Origin of the sequence: Neoroseomonas lacus, assembly GCF_014644535.1 — a bacterium.
GTDB lineage: Bacteria > Pseudomonadota > Alphaproteobacteria > Acetobacterales > Acetobacteraceae > Neoroseomonas > Neoroseomonas lacus.
Window position 1 is genome coordinate 35407 of sequence record NZ_BMKW01000018.1, and the last position, 19882, is coordinate 55288.

The window sequence follows — 19882 nt, forward strand, 5'->3', positions numbered from 1 at the left end:
GATGAGGATCGCCGCACTCGACTATCTCGGCGTCAACGTCACGCCGAAGACGAACTGGTCCTTCCTCCTGGTGCGCACCGATGACGGACGCAGTGGCATCGGCGAATGCACGTTGTCGAATCAGGAACCGCTGCTCGCCGCGGAGGCAGCCCGGCTCGCAGCGAATGTGGTTGGTGAGGACGCCGCCCATCGCAACCGCATCGCGCGGCTGATCCCGCATGCGCCGGGCGGGCTCGTCGCCCATGCCGTGCTCTCGGCCTTCGAGCAGGCGTTGTGGGACCTCGCCGGGCAGGCGGCGGGGCAGCCGATCCACGCCATGCTGGGCGGTGCGCTGCGCGCATCCGTGCCGCTCTATGCCAACATCAATCGCGGAGCGAATCCGCGCACGCCGGAAGGTTTCGCGGCCGCCGCGACGCGCGCGGTGGCGGAGGGCTTCCGCGCCGTGAAGCTCGCACCCTTCGAGCCGCTGGTGTGGGAAGACGCGGCGGATGCATCCCAGCGCGCGGCGTATGAGCAGGGTCTCGCACGGATCGCCGCGGTGCGCGCGGCGGTCGGGCGCGAGGTCGACATCATGGTCGATGCGCATTGGCGCTTCTCGCCCGGCGGCGCGGCGCGGCTGGTGCAGGATGTCGCGCCGTTCGGCCTGTTCTGGTTGGAATGTCCGGTCAGCGAAGCTAACCATCCGGCGATCCGCCGCCTGCGCTCCATGGCCAATGATCGCGGCATGCGACTGGCGGGTGCCGAAACGCTGGCCGGCCTCGGCGCCTATCGTGCGTTGATCGAGGCGGGCTGCTACGACGTGCTGATGCCAGACATCAAATATGCCGGCGGGCACGAGGAGATCCGGCGCATCGCCGCCCTCGCCCAGACCGCCGGCGTCGAGATCGCGCCGCACAATCCGACCGGGCCGATCTGCCACGCGCATTCGGTGCATCTGTGCGCCACCATCCCGAACCTGCTGCCGCTCGAAGTGCAGTTCGGCGAGACGGATCGCTTCTTCACTCTCGTCAGCGGCCACGATCTGCGATTTGCGCATGGTGCGGCGACGCTGGCCGATACGTCCGGCCTCGGCAGCATGATCGACCATGCCGGGGCGCGGCTGACGCCGTGGCAGCCGATGCCGAAACCCTGGCTCGATCCACGGCTGGGCTGATGCCGATCTGGGTTGTCGCCACACTCCTGGCCGGTCTGTTCCAGACCTGGCGGACAGCGTTGCAGCAGAAGCTGCGCGGCCAGCTTTCCGTCAATGCCGCCGCCGTCGTGCGCTACCTATACGGCGTGCCGGTGGGGATGCTGTTCGTCACGCTGTATCTGGCGCTGATCGGCGGCAGCCTGTCGTCGCCGAGCTGGACCTACCTGCTGTACTGCGTGCTCGGCGGCTTCGGGCAGATCATCGGCACCAACCTGCTGATCATGTCCTTCGGGCATCGCGGCTTCGCCGTCGGCACCGCCTATTCCAAGACCGAGGCGGTGCAGGCGGCGTTCATCGCGCTGATCTTCCTGGGCGAGTCCTTCCATGCGCTGGCCTGGCTCGGCATCGCGGTGTCGGTGGGCGGGACACTGTATCTGTCCATGGCTGGGCGGGTCGCCTCGCTGCGCGATGTGCTGGCGGCGACGGTGCAGCCGGCTGCCTTGCTCGGGCTCGGCGCGGGCCTCGCCTTCGCGCTCTGCGCGCTCGCCATCCGCGCGGCGACGCAGTCGCTGGATGGAACCGACCCGACGCTGCGCGCACTGGAGACGCTCGTCGTCATCAACATGATGCAGACGCTGATGCAGGGGAGCTGGCTGGTGGCGACGGAGCGTTCCTCGATCCCGGCGCTGTTCCGGACCTGGCGGTCGTCCTCGCAGGTGGGCGTGCTGTCGGCCTGCGGGTCGGCCTGTTGGTTCACCGGCTTCGCCTATGCGCCCGTCGCGCTGGTGCGCGCGGTCGGACAGATCGAGATCCTGTTCACCCTGCTGTTCAGCCGCTTCTTCCTGCATGAGCGGATGAAGCGCAGCGACATCATCGGCGCGTTGACGGTGGTGGCGGGGGTGGTGCTGGTGCTGCTGGGGCGTTGACATGGGGTTCTCGCCCCGTGCGGGGCTTCATGGACGGTGCTTCGCAACGTCCATCGATGCGGCGTTCGGCAGCCGCAACGCTCTGCCAGGTATCGCGACATGTCGGCCCGCGTGAATCGAAGCGTTCGGCCGTTGGCATGAGGCAAGGCGATCGGGCGCGCGCGGCGCCGTTCAGCGTCGCCGGGCGATCGGGATGAGAGGCAGCACCAGCGCGGCGTTCACCACCGCTGCGCCGAACAGCACCAGCAGCGTCCCGGACGGCCCCAGCCTGTACAGCAGCCAGGTCCCGAGCAGCGGCGCCACAGCCGTGGCCAGCAGCGTCGGCAGTGCGAGACGACCCATCAGGATCGCGTAGCCCTCACGCCCGAACATCGCCAGCGGCACGGTCCCGCGCGCGATGGAGCGGATGCCGCTGCCCATGCCGTAGAGGATGATGCCAGCGGCCGCGACATCGCTGACACCCACCATGACCAGGATGCCAACCACCACCAGGACGGTGGACGCCACCAGGCTCCAGATCGGATGCGTCCGGCGGCCGAACACCATCTCCAGGATGCGTCCGCCGACCTGGCTGGGACCGATCAGCGCGCCGAGGCCGACGGCGGCGGCCAGCGTCAGACCCTGCGCCTGCAGCAGAGTGGGCAACTGCACGGCGATGACGGTCATTGTCGCATAGGCCAGGGTGAAGCCCGCCGCGAGGAGCAGGAATGGCAGGCGTTGATCCGCGCGCAGGCTGCCGGCGGCTGGCGCGCCCACGGTCTTCGGGACAAGTGCACTCGGCACCTCGCGCGGCAGGCCGAACAGATACAGCGGCAGCACCACGGCGGCATGAATCGCGGCATAGGCCAGGCAGGTGCCGCGCCAGCCCAGGGTCTCGGCAAGCACGGCCGTGAGCGGCCAACAGACGGTGCTGGCGAAGCCGCCGAACAGCGTGACCTGGGTGATGGCCGGCCGGGCTTCCTCCCCATACAGCCGCCCCAGCGTCGAGAAGGCCGGGTCGTACAACCCCGCGCCCATGCCGGCACCGATCACGACCCAGCAGGCGACGAAGACTGGCAGTGTAGGGGCCAAGCCAAGGCCGATCAGGCCGATGCACAGCAGGATCGCGCTGGCGGCCAGCACGGGCCGGCCGCCACGACGCTCAATAATATGGCCGATGCGGGGCGAGACGAGACCGGAGACCAGCAGGCCGACGGACAGCGCCCCGAATACCCAGGCGAGCGACCACCCGGTATCGGCCGCAATCGGGCCGGCCAGGAGCGACAGGAGGTAGTAGGACGATCCCCAGGCCAGGATCTGGGCGACGCCGATCGCCGACACGACCGTCCATCGCGGACGCGGCGTGGCGGCTTCGGCCGCGCACTCTCGCCCAAGGCTGCGGGCGAGGCTCACTCGGCGGGCTCTGCCGCGACGCGGGCCTGGTTCGCCCTGGACCCGCAGCACGGCGCATCGGCCGCGAGTTCCGGCTTCGGCGCGCAGCACGCGCCTTGCGGTGTCGCGGGCGTGCAGCAGGCGGCCGCCGCGGCAGGCGAGCGGTCGGTCGAGCAAACGCCGGTCTCCGGCAGCACCAGTTCAACCCGGCGGGCGGCCGCGACATCGCCCGCCAGGAAGGCGGCGATCGAGCGGACCTGCTCATGGCCGGTCGCCAGCAGGAAGGTGGGCGCGCGGCCGTAGCTCTTCATGCCCGCGATATAGAAGCCCGTTTCCGGGTGGCGCAGTTCGGCTTCGCCATGCGGCCGGACCGTCCCGCAGGAATGCAGGTTGGGGTCGATCAGCGGCGCCAGTGCGGGTGTTGCCTCCACCGCGGGGTCAAGGCCAAGGCGGATTTCGCGCAGGAAGGAGAGGTCCGGCCGGAAGCCTGTCGCGACGATCATGCGATCGGCCTGCGCGGTCGTCACGCGACCGTCCTGCCGACCGGCGACGATGAGCGCGCCGTCCGCCGTCGTAATGCGATCGATCAGGAAGGGGGCAAGCGCGGTCACCGACCCGTCCTCGACGAGCGCCTGCGCTCGCGCGCCGAGTTCGCCGCGCTGCGTCAGCCCGTCGCGCGCACCGCCCCCGAAATTGACCGCGCCGAGTGGGCGGCGGAAGGCCCACAGGATCCGCGTGCCGGGTGCACTCCTTGCCAAGGCGACGAGGTCGAGCACCGCATTCATCGCCGAATGTCCGGCGCCGACGACGAGCGTCGCGCGGCCGGCATAGGCACTGCGATCAGCGCCGAGTACGTCGGGGATGCCGTAGGCGATGCGGTCGGCCTGGGCGATTTCGCCTGGCGCCGGCATGCCGTGGCTGCCCGCCGGGTTCGGTGCGTGCCAAGTGCCCGAACAGTCGATGACGGCGCGCGCCTCGATCGCCTGGATGCCGCAGCAGGTCTCGACATGCAGGACGAACGGGGCGGCGTCGCGCCCATCGCCGTCGTGCAGGCGGCCGAAATCACGGCGCGCGACGCCGACCACGCGCGCGCCGGTGCGGATACGCCCGCGCAGGGCGGCCGTGGCGGCGAGCGGCGCAAGGTAGCGATCCAGGATGTCGCCGCCGGTCGGATAGGCATCAGGGTCGGGCGCGACCCAGCCTTCGGCTGCGAGCAAGGTGCGCGCGGCGGCATCCGTGTTGAAGGCCCAGGGCGAGAACATGCGCACATGCCGCCAGGCGCGGACCGCGTGGCCGACCTCGGCACCGGCCTCCAGCACCAGCGGCTCTACCGCGCGCGCGAGCAATTGCGCGGCGGCGGCGAGGCCGACCGGGCCGGCACCAATGACCGCAACGGGGAGAGGGGATTGGGTCATCGCTTTCCTCATTGATGCATAGATGATTGATGTATATGCGCGCGGAAAAATGGGCCGGTCTTGCCTCAGCACTTCGTCTTGCAGGCGCCGGCGCGGTCGGCCGCCGCGAAGGCGCGGCCGGTGTCCTGCAGGGCGGCGGTCGCATCCATCCAGGCATCGAGCGCCACGCGGAACGCGCTGCGGCCCGCATCGGTGAGTTCATAGACGCGGCGTTGGCGCCCCTGAACGACCTCCTCGGTCACGGTCAGGAATCCGCCAGCCTCGAACTCCCGCAGCACCGGATAGATGGTGCCCTCCGTGGGCGAGCAGCAGCCGCCGGTTACCCGATCGACCGCGCGCGCCACGTCGTAGCCGTGCATCGGCCCCTCATGCAGGACACGCAGGATGAAGAACTTCGACAGGCCCATCTTGATCGTGCCCGCCCAATAGTCGCGGGAGGCGAAGTCAACACGGGGTACGGGAACGGAGCGGAGGGGCTTCATACCTTCCAAATATACCTTGATGGTCGATGCATCAAGGGGAATATCCTATGATGCGATAGCGTTTGATCCAAAGGGTCCCAGGCTTGTCGGGCCGTCAAGGCCCGGTCCCATGAACCCCCCCCCCGGCCGCGATCGGCGCGGGTATCCTGGTTTCCGCCCCGGCCGCGGATCATTTCCATGGCGTCGTCGGAGCGCGAACTGGGCAGGCGGCGATCCTGCGAGGCCTGCCGCATCGACGCCCGGATTGACAGGCGCAGCTCATAAATGCGTATATGCGGATGAACGGATGCGCCGCCGCCATGAACGATGCCGTCGAACTCCTCGCCGCCCTGGCCGACCCGACCCGCCTTGCCGCATTGCGGCTGCTGCGTGACTCGCACGAGCACTGCGTCTGCGAACTGATGGAACGGCTCGGCGCCAGCCAGTCGCGCATGTCCCGCCACATGGCGACGCTGCGCCATGCCGGCCTCGTGGTGGATCGTCGCGACGCGCAATGGGTGCGCTACCGGCTGAACCCCAAGCTGGCGCCCGAGGCGCGGCGCCTGCTTGATGCCGCCCTCGACCTACGCGCCGCCCCAGAAAGGAACGCCGCATGAGCGCAACCACCGAACGCGCCCCCTCGACGCTGCCCTGGGTCGCGGGCATGGCGGCCGGGATCGCAGCCTGGGCCGGCCTGTACAGCTTGCTCGTCCCCTTCTCGAACTGGCTCGTGTCGTTGCTGCCGGTCGATCGGCAATCGCAATTGGGCGAGGCCATCGCATTCTTCTTCTATGACGTGCCGAAGATGCTGCTGCTGCTCACGCTCGTGGTCTTCGCCATGGGCGTGGTGCGCAGCTTCTTCTCGCCCGAACGCACCCGAGCGATGCTTGCCGGCAAGCACGAGGGAATCGGCAACGCGATGGCCGCCTCGCTCGGCATCGTCACGCCCTTCTGTTCCTGCTCGGCGGTGCCGTTGTTCATCGGCTTCGTCTCGGCGGGCGTGCCCCTCGGCGTCACCTTCTCCTTTCTGATCGCCGCACCCATGGTGAACGAGGTGGCGCTCGGCCTGCTCTTCGTTCTGCTGGGCTGGCAGGTCGCGCTGACCTATCTCGCCTTCGGCCTTGCCATCGCCATCGTCGCCGGCTGGGTGATCGGGAAGCTGAAGCTGGAGGGCTGGCTCGAGCCCTGGGTGCTGAAGATCCACGCCGGCGCCGTGGACCTGCCCGAGGCGACCACCACCTGGCCTGACCGCATCCGTGCCGGGCTGGACGCGGTGCGAGAGATCGTCGGCCGCGTCTGGTACTGGATCATCGCCGGCATCGCCGCCGGCGCCCTCATCCATGGCTACGCGCCGGAGGAGTTGCTCGCCTCCATCATGGGCAAGGACGCCTGGTGGTCGGTGCCCGCGGCCGTGCTCATCGGCATCCCGATGTATTCGAACGCCGCCGGCATCATTCCGGTGGTCGAGGCGCTGCTCGGCAAGGGTGCGGCGCTCGGCACCGTGCTGGCCTTCATGATGAGCGTGATCGCGCTGTCGCTGCCGGAGATGATCATCCTGCGCAAGGTGCTGTCGGTGAAGCTTATCGCGGTGTTCGTGGCCGTGGTCGGCAGCGGCATCCTCGCCGTGGGCTTCCTGTTCAACCTGCTGTTCGCCTGAGGAGGGCGTGTGATGAAGGACGTGAAGGTGCTCGGGCCGGGCTGCGCCAGGTGCAAGGCGACCACCGAGGTGATCGCCGCGGTGGTGAAGGACACCGGCGCCGCGGTGACGCTCGGCAAGGTCGAGGACATGCGCGAGATCGTGGGCTACGGCGTGATGTCCACCCCCGCCGTGGTGGTGGACGGCAAGGTGGTGCATGCCGGCTCCGTGCCGGGCCGTGCGATGGTCGAGGGCTGGCTGAAATGAGTGCACCCGCGAGAAAGGACCTCCCCGAGGCCCGCGAGGTCTGCCCGACGACCTCCCGCCGCCTGTTGGCCGAAGGCGCATTGCTGGTCGATGTGCGGGAAGCGGCGGAGGTGAACCAACGCGCTTTCGCGGGGTGCGAGCAGCTGCGCATTCCGCTCAGCGAGTTCGAACATCGCTGGGCCGAGATCCCGCGCGACCGGGACGTGATTCTCGCCTGCGCGGTCGGGCAGCGGAGCCTGAAGGCCACCTATTACCTGATGTACCAGGGCTATGACCGGGTGATGAACATGCAGCACGGGCTGCAACGCTGGGCCGCGCGCGGCTTCCCCGTGACCGGCGATGCCGTGGGCGCGCCGATGGCGGCGGACGGCTGTTGCGGCGGCGCCGAGCCAGCCACCGAGGCGTCGGCCTGCTGTGATACCGCGAAGGCGCCCGCCTCGGGCTGCTGTTGCTGACGATCTCGCCGCGGCGCCGTCGAGAGCGTCCGAGACCGATCCGCCCGAGGGCATGATCCGGCTCGACCTCGCGGCGGCGCTGCCGGATGCGCCCCATGGGCGCTGGGCGCTGGGCGATCAGCGCGATCTGGAAGAAGCGGAATTGCAACGCGAACAGCCGCTGGCAGATCAACCCGTGCTTCCGCCGGCCCTGCATCCCGATCTGGCGGATGTCCATGCCAACCGGGGGCACCGTGCTGCCGACCGCGGTCGATGGAGGCGGTACCCTTCCAACCTCGACCCCTCATATCAACGGCCGGATAATTCGGCCGCCGGTATCCGCTTCGTCACTCCCTCGGACGCGTCGTGCCGCCGGAATTACTTGCCCAGCGCCGCGAAGAACGGCGCCGGCTTCACGATGCGGTTCTCCATCTTCACCAGCATCCCGCGCTTGGCGACCTCAGCGAGATAATCCGCCCAGGCGGGGTCTGCCGCCATCGCCGCGCGGCGCCGCTCGCGATCCGCCTGGTCCTCATAGCCCCACATGTGGACGACGGTGTTCAACGACCCTTCGATCGTCGTGTACCAGCCGACGCAGTTGCCGAGGTGCTTCTGCTGCAGCGGCCAGCCCATCTTTTCGTAGAGCTCGACGAACTCCGCCACGCGGTTGGGCAGGCAGGTGTAGATGCGCAGGTCGACGATCATGGTCGGCTTCTCCTTCAAGGCGCGCCAGCATGTCCTGCCGGGCGCGATCGGGGAAGCGCTTCGCCGGCCGTCGTGAACGGCGGCAGCGCCGCCGCTGGACCTCGACCGGATCCAGCGGCGAGTGGATCGGGGTCTAGCGGACCTCGACCGTCGTCAGGTCCTGGAACCAGGACTGGGCGGAGGTGAAGCCCGTCACCCGGCGGCTCATCGCCCGCGGGTTCAGGTCATGCACGATCCACATCCACGGCGCGCTGTCGACCAAGCGCTCATGGGCCGTGCGGGTCAGTTGCAGGATGCGCGCCGGGTCGGTCGCGGTCTCGAGCGCGGCGACCGCGGCGTCGAACTGATCATCGCGCCAATGGCCGGAATTCGACCCGCGCGGGGAGAAGTTCGACGACAGGAACCAGCGAGCCATCTGCGACGGATCCGACGAGACCAGCGACACATTCGTCGCATCCGCGCCGAGCCATTGCGGCTGGTCGGGGGCGACGCGCTGTGAGCCGAGCAGCGTGTTCCACTCGACCACCTCGAAGGCGACGTCGACGCCGCAATTCTCCTTCAGCGACTGCTGCATGAACTCGTTCATCGGCAGCGGCAGCATCTGGCCCGACCCGGAGGGCGAGATGGCGATCTTGAGCTGCAACGGGCGCTGCGCGTTGTAGCCGGCCTCCGCCAGCAGCGCGCGGCCACGCGCAGGGTCGAGCCGGTATTGGTTCTGCGGCGCCCCGAAGCGGGGATCGCTCGGCCTGAAGAAGCCGACCGAAGGCTCGGCGGTGCCACTCAGCAGGGCCACCATGCCGTCACGATCGAAGCAGTAATTCAGCCCCTGGCGCACGCGGATATCGGCGACCGGGCTGTTGGCGCGGCCCGCCGCGAAGACCCATGGCCAGACATGTGGGTAGGAATTGGTCACCACGTTGAAGCCCGCCTGGCGCAGCGAGGCGATGGCATCGGGCGGCGGCACTTCGATCCAATCCACTTGGCCCGAGCGCAGCGCGGCGAGGCGTGTCGTCGCCTCGGGCATCGGCAGCAGCACCACGCGGTCGAGGCGCGGTCGGCGCGATTCCTGCCAGTATTCGGCGTTGCGGCCGAGCTCGGCCGATTGCCGCGGTACGAAGCGCGTCAGCCGGAACGGCCCGGTGCCCGCCGGCGGCAGCGCCGCGACGCGCGGCCATTCCCGCCCGCCCTGTTCGAAGGAATTGGGCGAGGTCATCAGGACCAGCGTCATCAGATACGGCCAGTAGGAGACCGGCCGCGTCGTCTCGATCTCGACGGTGAACTCGTCGATCTTGCGATACGACGCCAGCACCGGGATGCGACCGCGGGTGATGGCGCTGCCGGTCGGGTCGAATTGCGGGCTGTCGTTGCGGAAGAAGCGGTCGAAGTTCCAGACCACGGCATCGGCGTTGAAGGCGGTGCCGTCATGGAACTTCACGCCCTGGCGCAGCCGGAAGCGCCACAGCTTCGGGTTCGCCGTGTCCTGCTCCCAGCTTTCGGCGAGGCCGTCACGGATGTCGGCCGGCACGTCGGCGCGCGAGAGGTCCCATTGCACCAACGGCTCGAAGATCGGGTAGCCGAGGAAGCGCATCCCTTCATAGCCGTTGTTCGGCATGCCCGAGGTGGTGGGCACATCGGCCGCCGTCATGGCGATGCGCAAGGTGCGCGGCTGCTGCGCGACGGCGGCACCTGCCCCGATCGCGAGCAGCGCGGCGGCGGCAACGGCACCGCGCGCCAGGCGTGAAGTCATGGTCATCATGCTCTCCCTTAGAGTCGCCACGCGTGGCGATGATCGAGGGAAATTGTGTGCAAGTATCGGGCCGCCGCCCGCCATCGCTACTCCGGGCGGATGTTCTGTTCGCGGATCAGCTGGCCCCACATCACCGTCTCCTCGGCCAGGGTTCGGCGCAGGGCATCCGCATCGCCCGGCGTCAGCGCGACGCCCTGTTCCGCCATGCGGGCGACCAGCGTGGCGTCCGTCGTCGCCTCGCGCAGCGCGGCGCCGGCGCGCGCGACGATGGGCGCGGGCAGGCTGGCGGGGCCGAACAGCCCCTGCCAGAACACGCCGTCGAAGCCGGGCAGGGTATCGGCGACCGGCGGCAGGTCCGGCAGCACCTGCATGCGTTCCTTGGACGAGACGGCGAGGCCCCGCGTCGCGCCGTCGCGCATCGGCGGCAGCGCTTCCTGGGCCGCGCTGAACATCGCCTGGATGCGGTTGGTGCGCAGGTCGATCAGCGCCGGCGCCCCACCGCGATAGGGCACATGCACCACGTCGATCCCCGCCCGCGCGCGGAACAGCTCAAGGCACAAATGGTTCACTGCGCCGGTGCCCGAGGAGCCGAAATTCAGCTTGCCCGGATTGGCCTTCGCATAGGCGATCAGCTCCGCCGTGCTGCGCACCGGCAGGGAGGCGTGGACATGCAGCACGAAGGCGGTGCGGAACACCGTGCCGATCGGCGTCAGCTCCGTCTGCGGGTCGCGCGGCGTCAGGCTGGGTTGCAGCGCCGGGTTGATGGCGAGCGTCGACGTCCCCATCAGCAGCGTGTAGCCGTCCGGGCGCGCCTGCGCGGCGGCGGTGTTGGCGACGGCCGTCGCCGCCCCCGGCCGGTTCTCCAGCACCACGCTCTGGCCGAGCGCGCGGCCCATGCGTTCGCTGACGGCACGGGCGGCGAAGTCGGTGACGCCTCCGGGCGGGTAGCCGAGCAGCACGGAGACGCTGCGCTCCGGCCAACTGCCCTGCGCGGCGGCGCCACGGGCAAGGGCAGGCAAGGCGAGCGGGGCGGCGAGCAGGGCGCGGCGCGTTGTCATGGCGATATCCTCCGATTCGTTGCCGTCACAGTGCCGTGTGGCCAGCCAGGCCTCAACCCGCCGGCGCAACGCGTCCGTCATGTAACCGTCATCGCCGAGTCACGGGCTGCTGCTACTGCGCCGCAGCACGAGGATGACCGGCGCAATGCTCGAGATCGAAGGCCTGACACGACGCTTCGGCGCCAAGACAGCGGTGGATGCCGTCAGCCTCTCCGTGCCCGCCGGCCAGATGGTCGGCGTGATCGGCCGCTCCGGCGCCGGCAAATCCACCATGCTGCGCATGCTCAACCGTCTGACCGATCCGACGGAAGGGCGCATCGTCTTCGACGGCACCGACGTCACCGCCCTGCGCGGCCGCGCGCTGCGCGACTGGCGCATGCGCTGCGCGATGGTGTTCCAGCAATTCAACCTGGTGCAGCGGCTCGACGTGCTGACCAATGTGTTGGTCGGCCGGCTCAACCGCCGCCCGATGCTGTCCTCCCTGCTGCGCATGTTCACCGCGGAGGAGCGCGCGATGGCGCTCGCCGCGCTCGACCGGTTTGATCTGGCCGAGACGGCGCTGCAACGCGCCGACACGCTCTCGGGCGGACAGCAGCAGCGCGTCGCGATTGCCCGCGCGCTGTTGCAGGAACCGAGCATCATCCTGGCGGACGAGCCGATCGCCAGCCTCGACCCGCGCAATTCGCGCATCGTCATGGAGGCGCTGCGCGGCGTGAACCGCGAGGGCATCACCGTCCTGGTGAACCTGCACGACCTCGCCACCGCGCGCGACTATTGCGACCGCATCGTCGCGCTCAATGCCGGACGGCTCGTCTTCGACGGGCCGCCGGACGACCTCACGGCCATCCGCATCCGCGAGATCTATGGCGTGAGCGAGGAAGAATTCGCCGCCCAGGCCGCCGAGGCGGTTGGTGCGACGCCTCGCCTCGCCGCCGCCGTCGCCTGACCCCATCCGCAGGAGAGACCCCATGATCACCCGTCGTAGCCTTGCCGGCCTTGCCGCCGGCGCCATGCTGGCGCCCGGCCTCGCCGCCGCCCAGACGCAGCCCGTGATGCGCCGCACGCTCGATGCCGGCACCACCTTCCCGGCCGCGGGCAAGCGCCCCTGGGCCGAGCAGGTGCCGCAGCTGCGCGTCGGCCTGCTGGGTGGCGAGAACGAGTCCGATCGCCTGGGCCGCTTCGGCGCCTATCGCGACCTGCTGGAGGCGACCTTCGGCGTGCCGACCCGCCTGTTCCCGGCGACCGACTACGCCGGCGTGCTGCAGGCCTTCTCGGCCGGCCAGATCGAGATGGCGAGCCTCGGCGCCTCCGGCTATGCCGGCGCCTGGCTCGACACCAATGGCGGCGTCGAGCCACTGGTGGTGCCGGAGGAGAATGACGGTTCGATCTCCTACGTCTCGGTCCTGGTGGTGCGCGCCGATTCCGGCATCACCACCCTGGAGCAGATGCGCGGCAAGTCGCTCGCCTGGGCCGACCCGAACTCGACCTCGGGCTACCTGATCCCGCGCTTCGCGCTGCGCCGCGCGGGCATCGGCGTCGAGAACGGCCAGTACTTCTCGCGCACCGGCTTCGCCGGCGGGCATGAGCAGGGCGTCGTCGCCGTGCTGCAGAAGCAGTATGACGGCGCAGTGACCTGGGCTTCGGGCCAGGGCGAGGTGTCGCAGGGCTACAGCCGCGGCAATCTGCGCGCGATGGTCGACAAGGGCATGCTCAACATGGCCGACCTGCGCATCATCTGGACCTCGGACCCGATCCCGAACGGCCCGCTGACCGCGCGCAGCGCTCTGCCGGCCGCCTTCAAGGAAGACATGAAGCTGTTCCACCTGGCGCTGCCGAAGGCGCATCCGGACATCTACCAGCAGGTCGAGCGCGGCGCCGGCACCGGCTACCGCGAAGTGACGCACCAGACCTTCGACATCATCGTCGAGCTGCGTCGCGAGGAAGCCGCCGCCCGCCGCCGGCGTTCGTGAGCGCAGCCTACGCCACCGGCCTCCCCGCGGTGATCCGCGGGGAGGAAGCCTACCAGGCGGCACGACGCCAGAAGCGCATCCAGGCGCTGCTGGGTTGCGCCGTGCTGTTCGCCTGCCTGCTCGCCGCCGCCTGGGTCAGCGAGGCCTATCCGGCGACGCTCTGGGCCGGCCTGCCGCGCATCGGCGAGTATTTCGTCCGCATCACGCCCGACCTGCGTTGGGCGACACTGTTTGCGGGGTCGGAGACGGAAGGTTCGATCGCCTTCTGGATGTACCGCCTGCCCGAATGGTCGCTGCTGATCCTCGAGACCGCCAACATGGCCGCCGTCGCGACGCTGATGGGTTCGGCAGTCGCGCTGCTGCTGGCCTTCCCGGCGGCGCGCAACATCACGCCATCGCCGCTCGCCTTTCATCTCGCGCGCCGCACGCTCGAAGCGATGCGGACGATCCCCGAGATCGTCTATGCGCTGATCTTCGTCTGGGCCTTCGGCATCGGGCCGCTCGCCGGCATCCTGGCGATCGCGCTGCATTCGGCTGGCGCCAATGGCAAGCTCTTCGCCGAGGCGATCGAGAATGCCGACCTCAAGGCCTGGGAGGGCGTGCAGAGCGCCGGCGGCTCCTGGATGCATGGCTGCCGCTATGCGGTGCTGCCGCAGGTGCTGCCCAACATCATCTCCTACCTGCTGCTGCGCTTCGAGGTGAACATCCGCTCCGCCAGCGTGATCGGCTTCGTCGGTGCCGGCGGCGTCGGCGAGGAGCTCTACAAAGTGATTTCCTTCAACTACTACGAGGAGATCAGCGCCATCGTGGTGCTCGTCATCATCACCGTCTCCATGGTGGACCTGCTGTCGGAACGCCTGCGCCACGCGGCCATCGGGCGGCTGGAGGGTACGCGATGATGCCGCACGCCAATGTCGCGCTGTGGCGCGAACGCATGCCTTCCGCCTTCGGCGACAGCCTCGCGCGGCGCCTGCTACGCGGTCTCGGCTGGGCGGTGTTCATCACCTGGTTCATCGGCTCGCTGTGGTGGTTCGGCTTCACGCCGCAGCGACTGTGGAACGGGCTGTCGGGGCTGTTCACCATCGTGCGGCTGATGGTGCCGCCCTCGCCGGGCGAGCAATGGGTCGAGATCCTGAAAGGCATGGCGGAGAGCGTCGCCATGGCCTTCCTCGGCACCTTCATGTCGGCGATGGTGGCGATACCGCTCGGCTTCCTCGGCGCGCGCAATGTTGTCAGCAACGTGCTGCTGCGCTTCTCGGTGCGCCGCGTGCTCGATGGGTTTCGTGGCGTCGATCAACTGATCTGGGCGCTGGCCTATGTGCGCGCGGTGGGGCTCGGGCCGCTGGCCGGCGTGCTCGCGATCTTCACCGCGGATGTCGCCGTGCTCGGCAAGCTCTATGCCGAGGCCATCGAGAATGCCGAGAAGAAGCAGGCCGAAGGCGTCATCGCCGCCGGCGGCGGTCGGCTGTCTGCCATCCGCTTCGGCATCCTGCCGCAGGTCGCCCCGGTGATGCTGGCGCAGGCGTTGTATTTCTTCGAGAGCAACACGCGCTCGGCGACCATCCTCGGCGTCGTTGGCGCCGGGGGCATCGGGTTGCAGATCGTCGAGCGCATCCGCGTCCGTCATTGGGACGAGGTGGCTTTCATCATCCTGCTGATGATCGCGACAGTGGCGGCGATCGACTTCATCTCCGGTCGCATTCGGCGCCGTCTGATCGGGTTGCGCCACTGACGGTTGCCGCCGGTGCCGCCCTGGCGGCATCCTTCGCGCCGATAGCAAGCGGAGGATGTGCATGAAGAAGGGCTACAAGGCCTTGCTCGCCGAGGCCGAGGCCGTGGTCGAGACGATGCCGGCCGAGCAGGCACTGTCCCTTCACGGCGATGATGGCGTGCTCTTCGTCGATCTGCGCGACCCGCGCGAGATCCAGCGCGAGGGGCGCATCCCCGGTGCCTTCTCCTGTCCGCGCGGAATGCTGGAGTTCTGGATCGATCCGGAAAGCCCCTACGCCAAGCCGGTCTTCGCCGAGGACAAGCGGTTTCTGTTCTACTGCGCGAGCGGCTGGCGATCGGCGCTGGCGGCGCGAACGGCGCAGGAGATGGGGCTGGAGAAGGTCGCGCATGTCGGGGGCGGGTTCACCGCCTGGCGGAATGCCGGCGGCGCGGTGGAGATGCCCGAACCGCGGAAGTGAGGTTGGGGATTACGGGCGGCATGGAGAGGGGCTCTGCCCCTCTCCGGGAGCCATCAGCTCAGCGAGATCGGCGTCAGATCCTGGAACCAGGACTGCGCCTGCACGAACCCATGCACCTTGCTGCTCATCGCGCGCGGATTCATGTCGTGTGCGACGAACAGGAACAGCGCGTCGTCCAGCACCTTGTCATGGAGTTCCTTCACCAGCGCGTCCTGCGCGGTAATGTCGAAGGTCTCGTAGATGCGGGTGATCAGCGCATCATAGGCCGGGTCGTTGAAGAAGCCCCAGTTGTTCGCGACCGGCGGTGCGAGGTCCGACTTCACCAGGCGGACGATCGCCGTATAGGGGTCGAGCGCCGTGTAGGACACGTTGATCGCGTCACAGCCGCGCGCGGATGCCGCGCCGGCCCCCTCGCGCCAGGTGCCGAGCAGCGAGTTCCAGTCGAACACCTCGAAGGTGACCTCGATGCCGACTTCCTTGAGCTGCTGCTGCAGCGCTTCGTTCATCGCCAGCACCTGCATCTGGCCGGAGCCGGAGGAGGAGATGGCGACCTTGGTGCGCAGCGGTGTGCGCGGCGTGATGCCGGCTTCTGTCAGCAGCCGTTTGGCCGCGGCCTGGTCATAGGTCAGGCGCGGGCTGCGCACCGGGTTCCACGGGCCGCCCACGGGCACGAGTCCGCCACCTTCCGCCATGGTGCCGCCCAGCATTTCCTTCATGCCGGCACGGTCGATGGCGAGGTTCGCGCCGCGGCGCACCCGCACGTCATTCCAGGGGGAGCCTTCCTTCCTGTTGAAGTGCCAGGTCCAGTTATGGCCGTACTGGTTCATCACGATGTTGAAGCCGGCCTGGCGCAGCGACGGGATGGCGTCGGGCGGCGGTGCCTCGATGAAATCGACCTGGTTCGAGCGCAGCGCGGCGACGCGGGTATTGGCCTCGGGCAGCGGCAGCAGGGTGACGCGCGCGACCTTCGGCACGCGTGGGGCATCCCAATAGTCGGCGTTGCGGGTGAGGATGGCGCGTTCGCGGATGTTGAAGGATTCCAGCTTGAAGGGGCCGGTGCCGACCGGCTGCTGGAGGAACTTGTCGTTGTCGCGCCCGGCGGCTTCCCAGGCGGCGCGGTGGGTGATGCCGGTCCAGGTCGCGCCGTAGGGGACCAAGCTGTCGACCGTGCGGGTCTCGACGATGAAGGTGTTGGGGCCTTCGGCGTACCAGTTCACCAGGGTCGGCATGCGGCCGCGCACCTGGGCGGAGCCGCGCGGGTCGAATTCCGGCGCGTCGTTCTTGAAAGCCCGGTTGTAGGAGAAGACGACGTCCTCGGCGGTGAGGATCTTGCCGTCATGGAACTTCACGCCTTCGCGGATGGTGAAGATCCAGCGCTTCGGGTTGGCTGGGTCGACGCGCCAGGCGGTGGCGAGGCCCGGGCGCAACGGGGCCGGCCGATCGGAGATCGACAGATCCCAGGTCACCAGATGGTCGTAGATGGTGATGCCCATGAAGCGGTGCCCCTCGGCGCCCTGGTCGGGCATGCCATTGGGCAGCGGGACGGCGGAGGCGGTCATGCCGACCCGCAGGTTGCCGCTTGGGGTCTGCGCCTGGGCGAGGTCGTAGGGCAATACGGCGGCCAAGCCGAGGGCCGCGCCGCCGCCAAAGAGATGCCGGCGGCTGAGTGAGGAATGCATCAAGGTCTCCGCTGCAAACAGGTTGCTGCGGCGCACCCTAGACAGGGCTGATGATGTTGTGGGCAGTCAGGCGTTAAAAGGCGCCTGGATATGCGAAGATTCTGCGATCTGCACCAAATTTGTGCGGATCGTGCTGCCGTCAGTCTTCGCGGTCGCGCTGATGGGACTGGGACTGCGCGGCCAGCGCGCGGGCCATCTGGCTCAGCGCTTCCTGGTGCTTGTCGTTGTCGATCAGGGCGAAATTGCGGGCCAGTTCGAGGAACATGCGCTGGCGGGACGAGACGGGCTGCGCCTCGGTTCCGGGCTGCAGCCCTTCGAAGAAGTAGGAAACCGGCACGTTGAGCACCTGGGCGATCTCGAACAGGCGCCCAGCGGAGATCCTGTTCAGGCCGCGCTCGTACTTGTGCGCCTGCTGGTACGTCACCCCGATCATCTTCGCGAGCTGCTGCTGAGACAGCCCGAGCATCGTCCGTCGCTCACGAATTCGTGCGCCAACGTGATGATCGACGATGCCCGCGCGCTGCGTCGAGGCATCGTCGATGCCAATTTCGATTTCGGCTGAGGGGGAAGGGTTCGTCATCTTGGCCACATTAATACTTTAGCGCGAAACTGGCGTGGCAGCAAGGTAACTTATCTACCTACAGGCGCATCGCGCTGTCGTGATGCGAACCTCACCCGCCCGGCTTGGGGCCCTTCAGGCTCGCGAGTTCGCGACGAAGTGCCTCGACTTCCGCCTTCAGCGTATCGACCTCGGCGGGGGTTTCCTCGCGCCGGCCGAAGGGGACGAACAGGCTCATGGCGCGTTCCATCATCGCCATGTTCTGCTTGCCCAGTTCATCGATGTTCGGAAAGGGCATGAAGCCGCCGATGGAATGCTCCATGGTGCGGCGCATCTGGTCCTGCTGCCGCCCGAAGGATGCCATGGCGAATTCAAGGTAGCGCGGCACCAGCCCCTGCAGGTTGTCGCCATAATAGCCAATGAGCTGTCGCAGGAAGGCGGTCGGCAGCAAGTTCTGCCCGCCCTTGCTTTCTTCCTCGACGATGATCTGGGTGAGCACCGAGCGGGTGATGTCATCGCCCGATTTCGCGTCATAGACCACGAAGTCGCGCCCGTTGCGCACCATCTTGGCCAGGTCGTCGAGCGTGACGTAGGTCGAAGCCTCGGTGTTGTAGAGCCGCCGATTGGCATACTTCTTCACCACGACGGGCGGGGCCGCCGTGTCGCTCGCTTGCGCGCTGCCCGAGGCTGCACTACCGGACATGGACATCCCGCCTCACTCTATTGCTTCGTTCAGGCGCGAGCCTAGCACGCGGATTGCGGTGCAGCGAAAGCAGCAAATTCCGTGCGTTCCTTCTCCGCCCCGGTGCGGCTATGGTCCGCCGCGCGAGGAAGACCACCACCCCATGGAACCCCCTGAGGATATCGACGGCCTCGCGGAGGACTGGATCGCCCTGTGGCAAAGCGAGATTGCCGGACTGGCGGCCGATCCGGAACTGGCCGAGCAATGGGCCGCCTGGGCAGCGCTCGGGGCGGCATGGATGCGCGCGGCCGCCGCCATGGCGCCGCGCCACCGGCCGGACGGCATCCATGACCGGCCCGTTGCGCCGCCGTGGACCGCGCCCGCTGCCGCTGCATCTGAGCCTCGCGGGCATGCGCGCCATGGCGGCGGCGACCAACCTGCCGACGATGCCATGGCCAAACGCCTGGCCGAACTCGAACGCCGCCTGGCCGATCTCGAAGGCGGGACGCCAGGAAAAGGACCGGATCCTCGGCGCCCTCGCGGCAAGCGGCCACCCGCCTGAGGCCTTCTCGGCCGCTGTGCTGATGCGCCTCGCCCGGGCCGACCGGGCGATGATTGCCGGCCTCGCCGCCTATCGCCGCCACCCCTGGACGCGCGAGATGGCCGACCCCCCGGCGATCTGGAGCGAGGGCGGGTCCCGCCTGCTCGATTTCGGCGGGGACGGGCCGGCGGTGCTGTTCGTGCCCTCCCTGGTCAATCGCGCCTATGTGCTGGATCTCACGCCGGAGCGGTCGTTGATGCGCTGGCTGCCAGGGCAGGGGTTCCGCATTCTGTTGCTCGACTGGGGCTGGCCGGGCGAGGCGGAGCGGCTCTTTACTCTGACCGACTATGTTGCCGGGCGGCTCGAACGCGCGCTGATGGCGGCGCCGGGGCCGGTGGTGCTGGCGGGCTATTGCATGGGCGGGCTGCTGGCACTCGCCGCCGCGCTGCGTCGGCCGGATCGGGTGCGGGCGCTGGCGTTGCTGGCCACGCCCTGGGACTTCCATGCCGGGCCGGACGGGCCGCGCCGGGCGAGGACCGCCGCGGGGCTGGTGCCGGGGCTCGAGGTGCTGATGGAACCCACCGGCGCGTTGCCGGTCGATGCCATCCAGTCGCTGTTCGCCATGCTCGACCCCTTTGGTATCGCGCAGAAATTCCGCGCCTTTGCCCGGCTCACCCCGGAGAGCGAGCGCGCCGCGCTGTTCGTCGCGCTGGAGGATTGGCTCAATGACGGCGTGCCGCTGCCGGCCCCGGTGGCGCGGCAATGCATGGCCGGCTGGTATGGGCGCAATGAGCCGGGCCGGCTGGCCTGGCGCATCGCCGGCCAAGTAATCGACCCCGCCGCCTGGGAGGGGCCGGCCTTCGCCGGCATCCCAGAACGCGACCGCATCGTGCCGCCGGCTTCGGCCATGGCGGCCGCGGCGCGGTTGCGGCAGGGCAGCGTGCACATCGCCGCGGGCGGGCATATCGGCATGGTCGCCGGCGCCGGCGCGGAGCGGGCGCTGTGGCAGCCGTTCGCCGCCTGGCTGGGCGGCCTGCCGTGACGCGGCGGCGGGCAGGGCGCGGTTGCCGGCGGGCGGCGATGCGGCGCCGCGACGCCGCTTGAAGCACC

The 19882-nt window shown here is 69.0% G+C and carries 21 protein-coding genes; 12 read left to right on the top strand and 9 right to left on the bottom strand.

Going from position 1 to position 19882, the window contains the following annotated elements; translation table 11 throughout:
• The first annotated feature begins 1 nt into the window (after position 1).
• Positions 2-1153: a mandelate racemase/muconate lactonizing enzyme family protein gene (locus tag IEY36_RS26910; RefSeq protein ID WP_188972789.1), complete on the top strand. Its 1152-nt coding sequence runs from the start codon at positions 2-4 to the stop codon at positions 1151-1153.
• Positions 1153-2058: an EamA family transporter gene (locus IEY36_RS26915; RefSeq protein WP_188972791.1), complete on the top strand. Its 906-nt coding sequence runs from the start codon at positions 1153-1155 to the stop codon at positions 2056-2058. The genes IEY36_RS26910 and IEY36_RS26915 overlap by 1 nt, the downstream gene beginning before the upstream one ends.
• Before the next feature lie 171 nt (positions 2059-2229).
• Here IEY36_RS26915 and IEY36_RS26920 read toward each other — a convergent pair whose 3' ends face one another.
• The 3 genes from IEY36_RS26920 to IEY36_RS26930 form a co-directional block, all read right to left on the bottom strand.
• On the bottom strand, positions 2230-3378 hold the full coding sequence (locus IEY36_RS26920; RefSeq protein WP_229681602.1) for an MFS transporter: 1149 nt from the start codon (positions 3376-3378) through the stop codon (positions 2230-2232).
• A gap of 68 nt (positions 3379-3446) precedes the next feature.
• On the bottom strand, positions 3447-4844 hold the full coding sequence (locus IEY36_RS26925; protein WP_229681603.1) for an NAD(P)-binding domain-containing protein: 1398 nt from the start codon (positions 4842-4844) through the stop codon (positions 3447-3449).
• 65 nt (positions 4845-4909) lie between these two features.
• A complete protein-coding gene (locus tag IEY36_RS26930; protein WP_229681604.1) occupies positions 4910-5326 on the bottom strand; it encodes a PadR family transcriptional regulator in 417 nt (138 codons plus the stop codon).
• A 299-nt stretch (positions 5327-5625) separates the two neighbouring features.
• On the opposite strand from IEY36_RS26930, the gene IEY36_RS26935 reads away from it, so the two are divergent.
• From IEY36_RS26935 to IEY36_RS26950, 4 genes are read left to right on the top strand one after another with little or no spacing between them, the layout of a single operon-like run.
• A complete protein-coding gene (locus IEY36_RS26935; RefSeq protein WP_188972797.1) occupies positions 5626-5922 on the top strand; it encodes an ArsR/SmtB family transcription factor in 297 nt (98 codons plus the stop codon).
• Positions 5919-6962, top strand: coding sequence for a permease (locus tag IEY36_RS26940; protein WP_188972799.1), 1044 nt, complete (start codon positions 5919-5921; stop codon positions 6960-6962). The genes IEY36_RS26935 and IEY36_RS26940 overlap by 4 nt, the downstream gene beginning before the upstream one ends.
• 12 nt (positions 6963-6974) lie before the next feature.
• A complete protein-coding gene (locus tag IEY36_RS26945) occupies positions 6975-7208 on the top strand; it encodes a thioredoxin family protein (RefSeq protein WP_188972801.1) in 234 nt (77 codons plus the stop codon).
• A complete protein-coding gene (locus IEY36_RS26950; protein ID WP_188972803.1) occupies positions 7205-7663 on the top strand; it encodes a rhodanese-like domain-containing protein in 459 nt (152 codons plus the stop codon). Before IEY36_RS26945 ends, IEY36_RS26950 begins: the two co-directional genes overlap by 4 nt.
• 357 nt (positions 7664-8020) lie before the next feature.
• Here IEY36_RS26950 and IEY36_RS26955 read toward each other — a convergent pair whose 3' ends face one another.
• From IEY36_RS26955 to IEY36_RS26965, 3 genes are all read right to left on the bottom strand, one after another.
• On the bottom strand, positions 8021-8347 hold the full coding sequence (locus IEY36_RS26955; protein WP_188972804.1) for an NIPSNAP family protein: 327 nt from the start codon (positions 8345-8347) through the stop codon (positions 8021-8023).
• Positions 8348-8480: 133 nt separating this feature from the next.
• Entirely contained in the window at positions 8481-10094 is a 1614-nt protein-coding gene (locus tag IEY36_RS26960; protein WP_229681605.1) for an ABC transporter substrate-binding protein, read from the bottom strand.
• Positions 10095-10180: 86 nt separating this feature from the next.
• Positions 10181-11152: a Bug family tripartite tricarboxylate transporter substrate binding protein gene (locus IEY36_RS26965; protein ID WP_188972807.1), complete on the bottom strand. Its 972-nt coding sequence runs from the start codon at positions 11150-11152 to the stop codon at positions 10181-10183.
• A gap of 145 nt (positions 11153-11297) precedes the next feature.
• Here IEY36_RS26965 and phnC point away from each other — a divergent pair, with 145 nt between their 5' ends.
• The 5 genes from phnC to IEY36_RS26990 all read left to right on the top strand — a co-directional run bounded on the left by phnC (position 11298) and on the right by IEY36_RS26990 (position 15311).
• The gene (gene phnC / locus IEY36_RS26970) at positions 11298-12098 is read left to right on the top strand and encodes a phosphonate ABC transporter ATP-binding protein (RefSeq protein WP_188972809.1); all 801 of its coding nucleotides are present in this window, start codon (positions 11298-11300) and stop codon (positions 12096-12098) included.
• Positions 12099-12120: 22 nt separating this feature from the next.
• Positions 12121-13122: a phosphate/phosphite/phosphonate ABC transporter substrate-binding protein gene (gene phnD / locus IEY36_RS26975; RefSeq protein WP_188972811.1), complete on the top strand. Its 1002-nt coding sequence runs from the start codon at positions 12121-12123 to the stop codon at positions 13120-13122.
• Positions 13119-14021: a phosphonate ABC transporter, permease protein PhnE gene (phnE, locus tag IEY36_RS26980; protein ID WP_188972813.1), complete on the top strand. Its 903-nt coding sequence runs from the start codon at positions 13119-13121 to the stop codon at positions 14019-14021. Before phnD ends, phnE (IEY36_RS26980) begins: the two co-directional genes overlap by 4 nt.
• Positions 14018-14854 (top strand): phosphonate ABC transporter, permease protein PhnE, encoded by an 837-nt coding sequence (gene phnE, locus IEY36_RS26985; protein ID WP_229681606.1) that lies wholly within the window; start codon positions 14018-14020, stop codon positions 14852-14854. Before phnE (IEY36_RS26980) ends, phnE (IEY36_RS26985) begins: the two co-directional genes overlap by 4 nt.
• A gap of 61 nt (positions 14855-14915) precedes the next feature.
• Entirely contained in the window at positions 14916-15311 is a 396-nt protein-coding gene (locus IEY36_RS26990; protein WP_188972816.1) for a rhodanese-like domain-containing protein, read from the top strand.
• A 53-nt stretch (positions 15312-15364) separates the two neighbouring features.
• On the opposite strand, the gene IEY36_RS26995 is transcribed toward IEY36_RS26990, so the two are convergent.
• The 3 genes from IEY36_RS26995 to phaR all read right to left on the bottom strand — a co-directional run bounded on the left by IEY36_RS26995 (position 15365) and on the right by phaR (position 18252).
• Positions 15365-16990 (bottom strand): ABC transporter substrate-binding protein, encoded by a 1626-nt coding sequence (locus tag IEY36_RS26995; RefSeq protein ID WP_188972818.1) that lies wholly within the window; start codon positions 16988-16990, stop codon positions 15365-15367.
• A gap of 139 nt (positions 16991-17129) precedes the next feature.
• Positions 17130-17570, bottom strand: a complete 441-nt coding sequence (locus IEY36_RS27000; RefSeq protein ID WP_188972820.1) for a helix-turn-helix domain-containing protein — start codon at positions 17568-17570, stop codon at positions 17130-17132.
• 91 nt (positions 17571-17661) lie between these two features.
• The gene (gene phaR / locus IEY36_RS27005) at positions 17662-18252 is read right to left on the bottom strand and encodes a polyhydroxyalkanoate synthesis repressor PhaR (RefSeq protein WP_188972822.1); all 591 of its coding nucleotides are present in this window, start codon (positions 18250-18252) and stop codon (positions 17662-17664) included.
• Between the two features lie 326 nt (positions 18253-18578).
• Here phaR and IEY36_RS27010 point away from each other — a divergent pair, with 326 nt between their 5' ends.
• Positions 18579-19814 carry an alpha/beta fold hydrolase gene (locus tag IEY36_RS27010; RefSeq protein ID WP_188972825.1) on the top strand — a complete coding sequence of 412 codons (1236 nt, stop codon included), beginning with the start codon at positions 18579-18581 and terminating at the stop codon, positions 19812-19814.
• Positions 19815-19882: the final 68 nt, after the last annotated feature.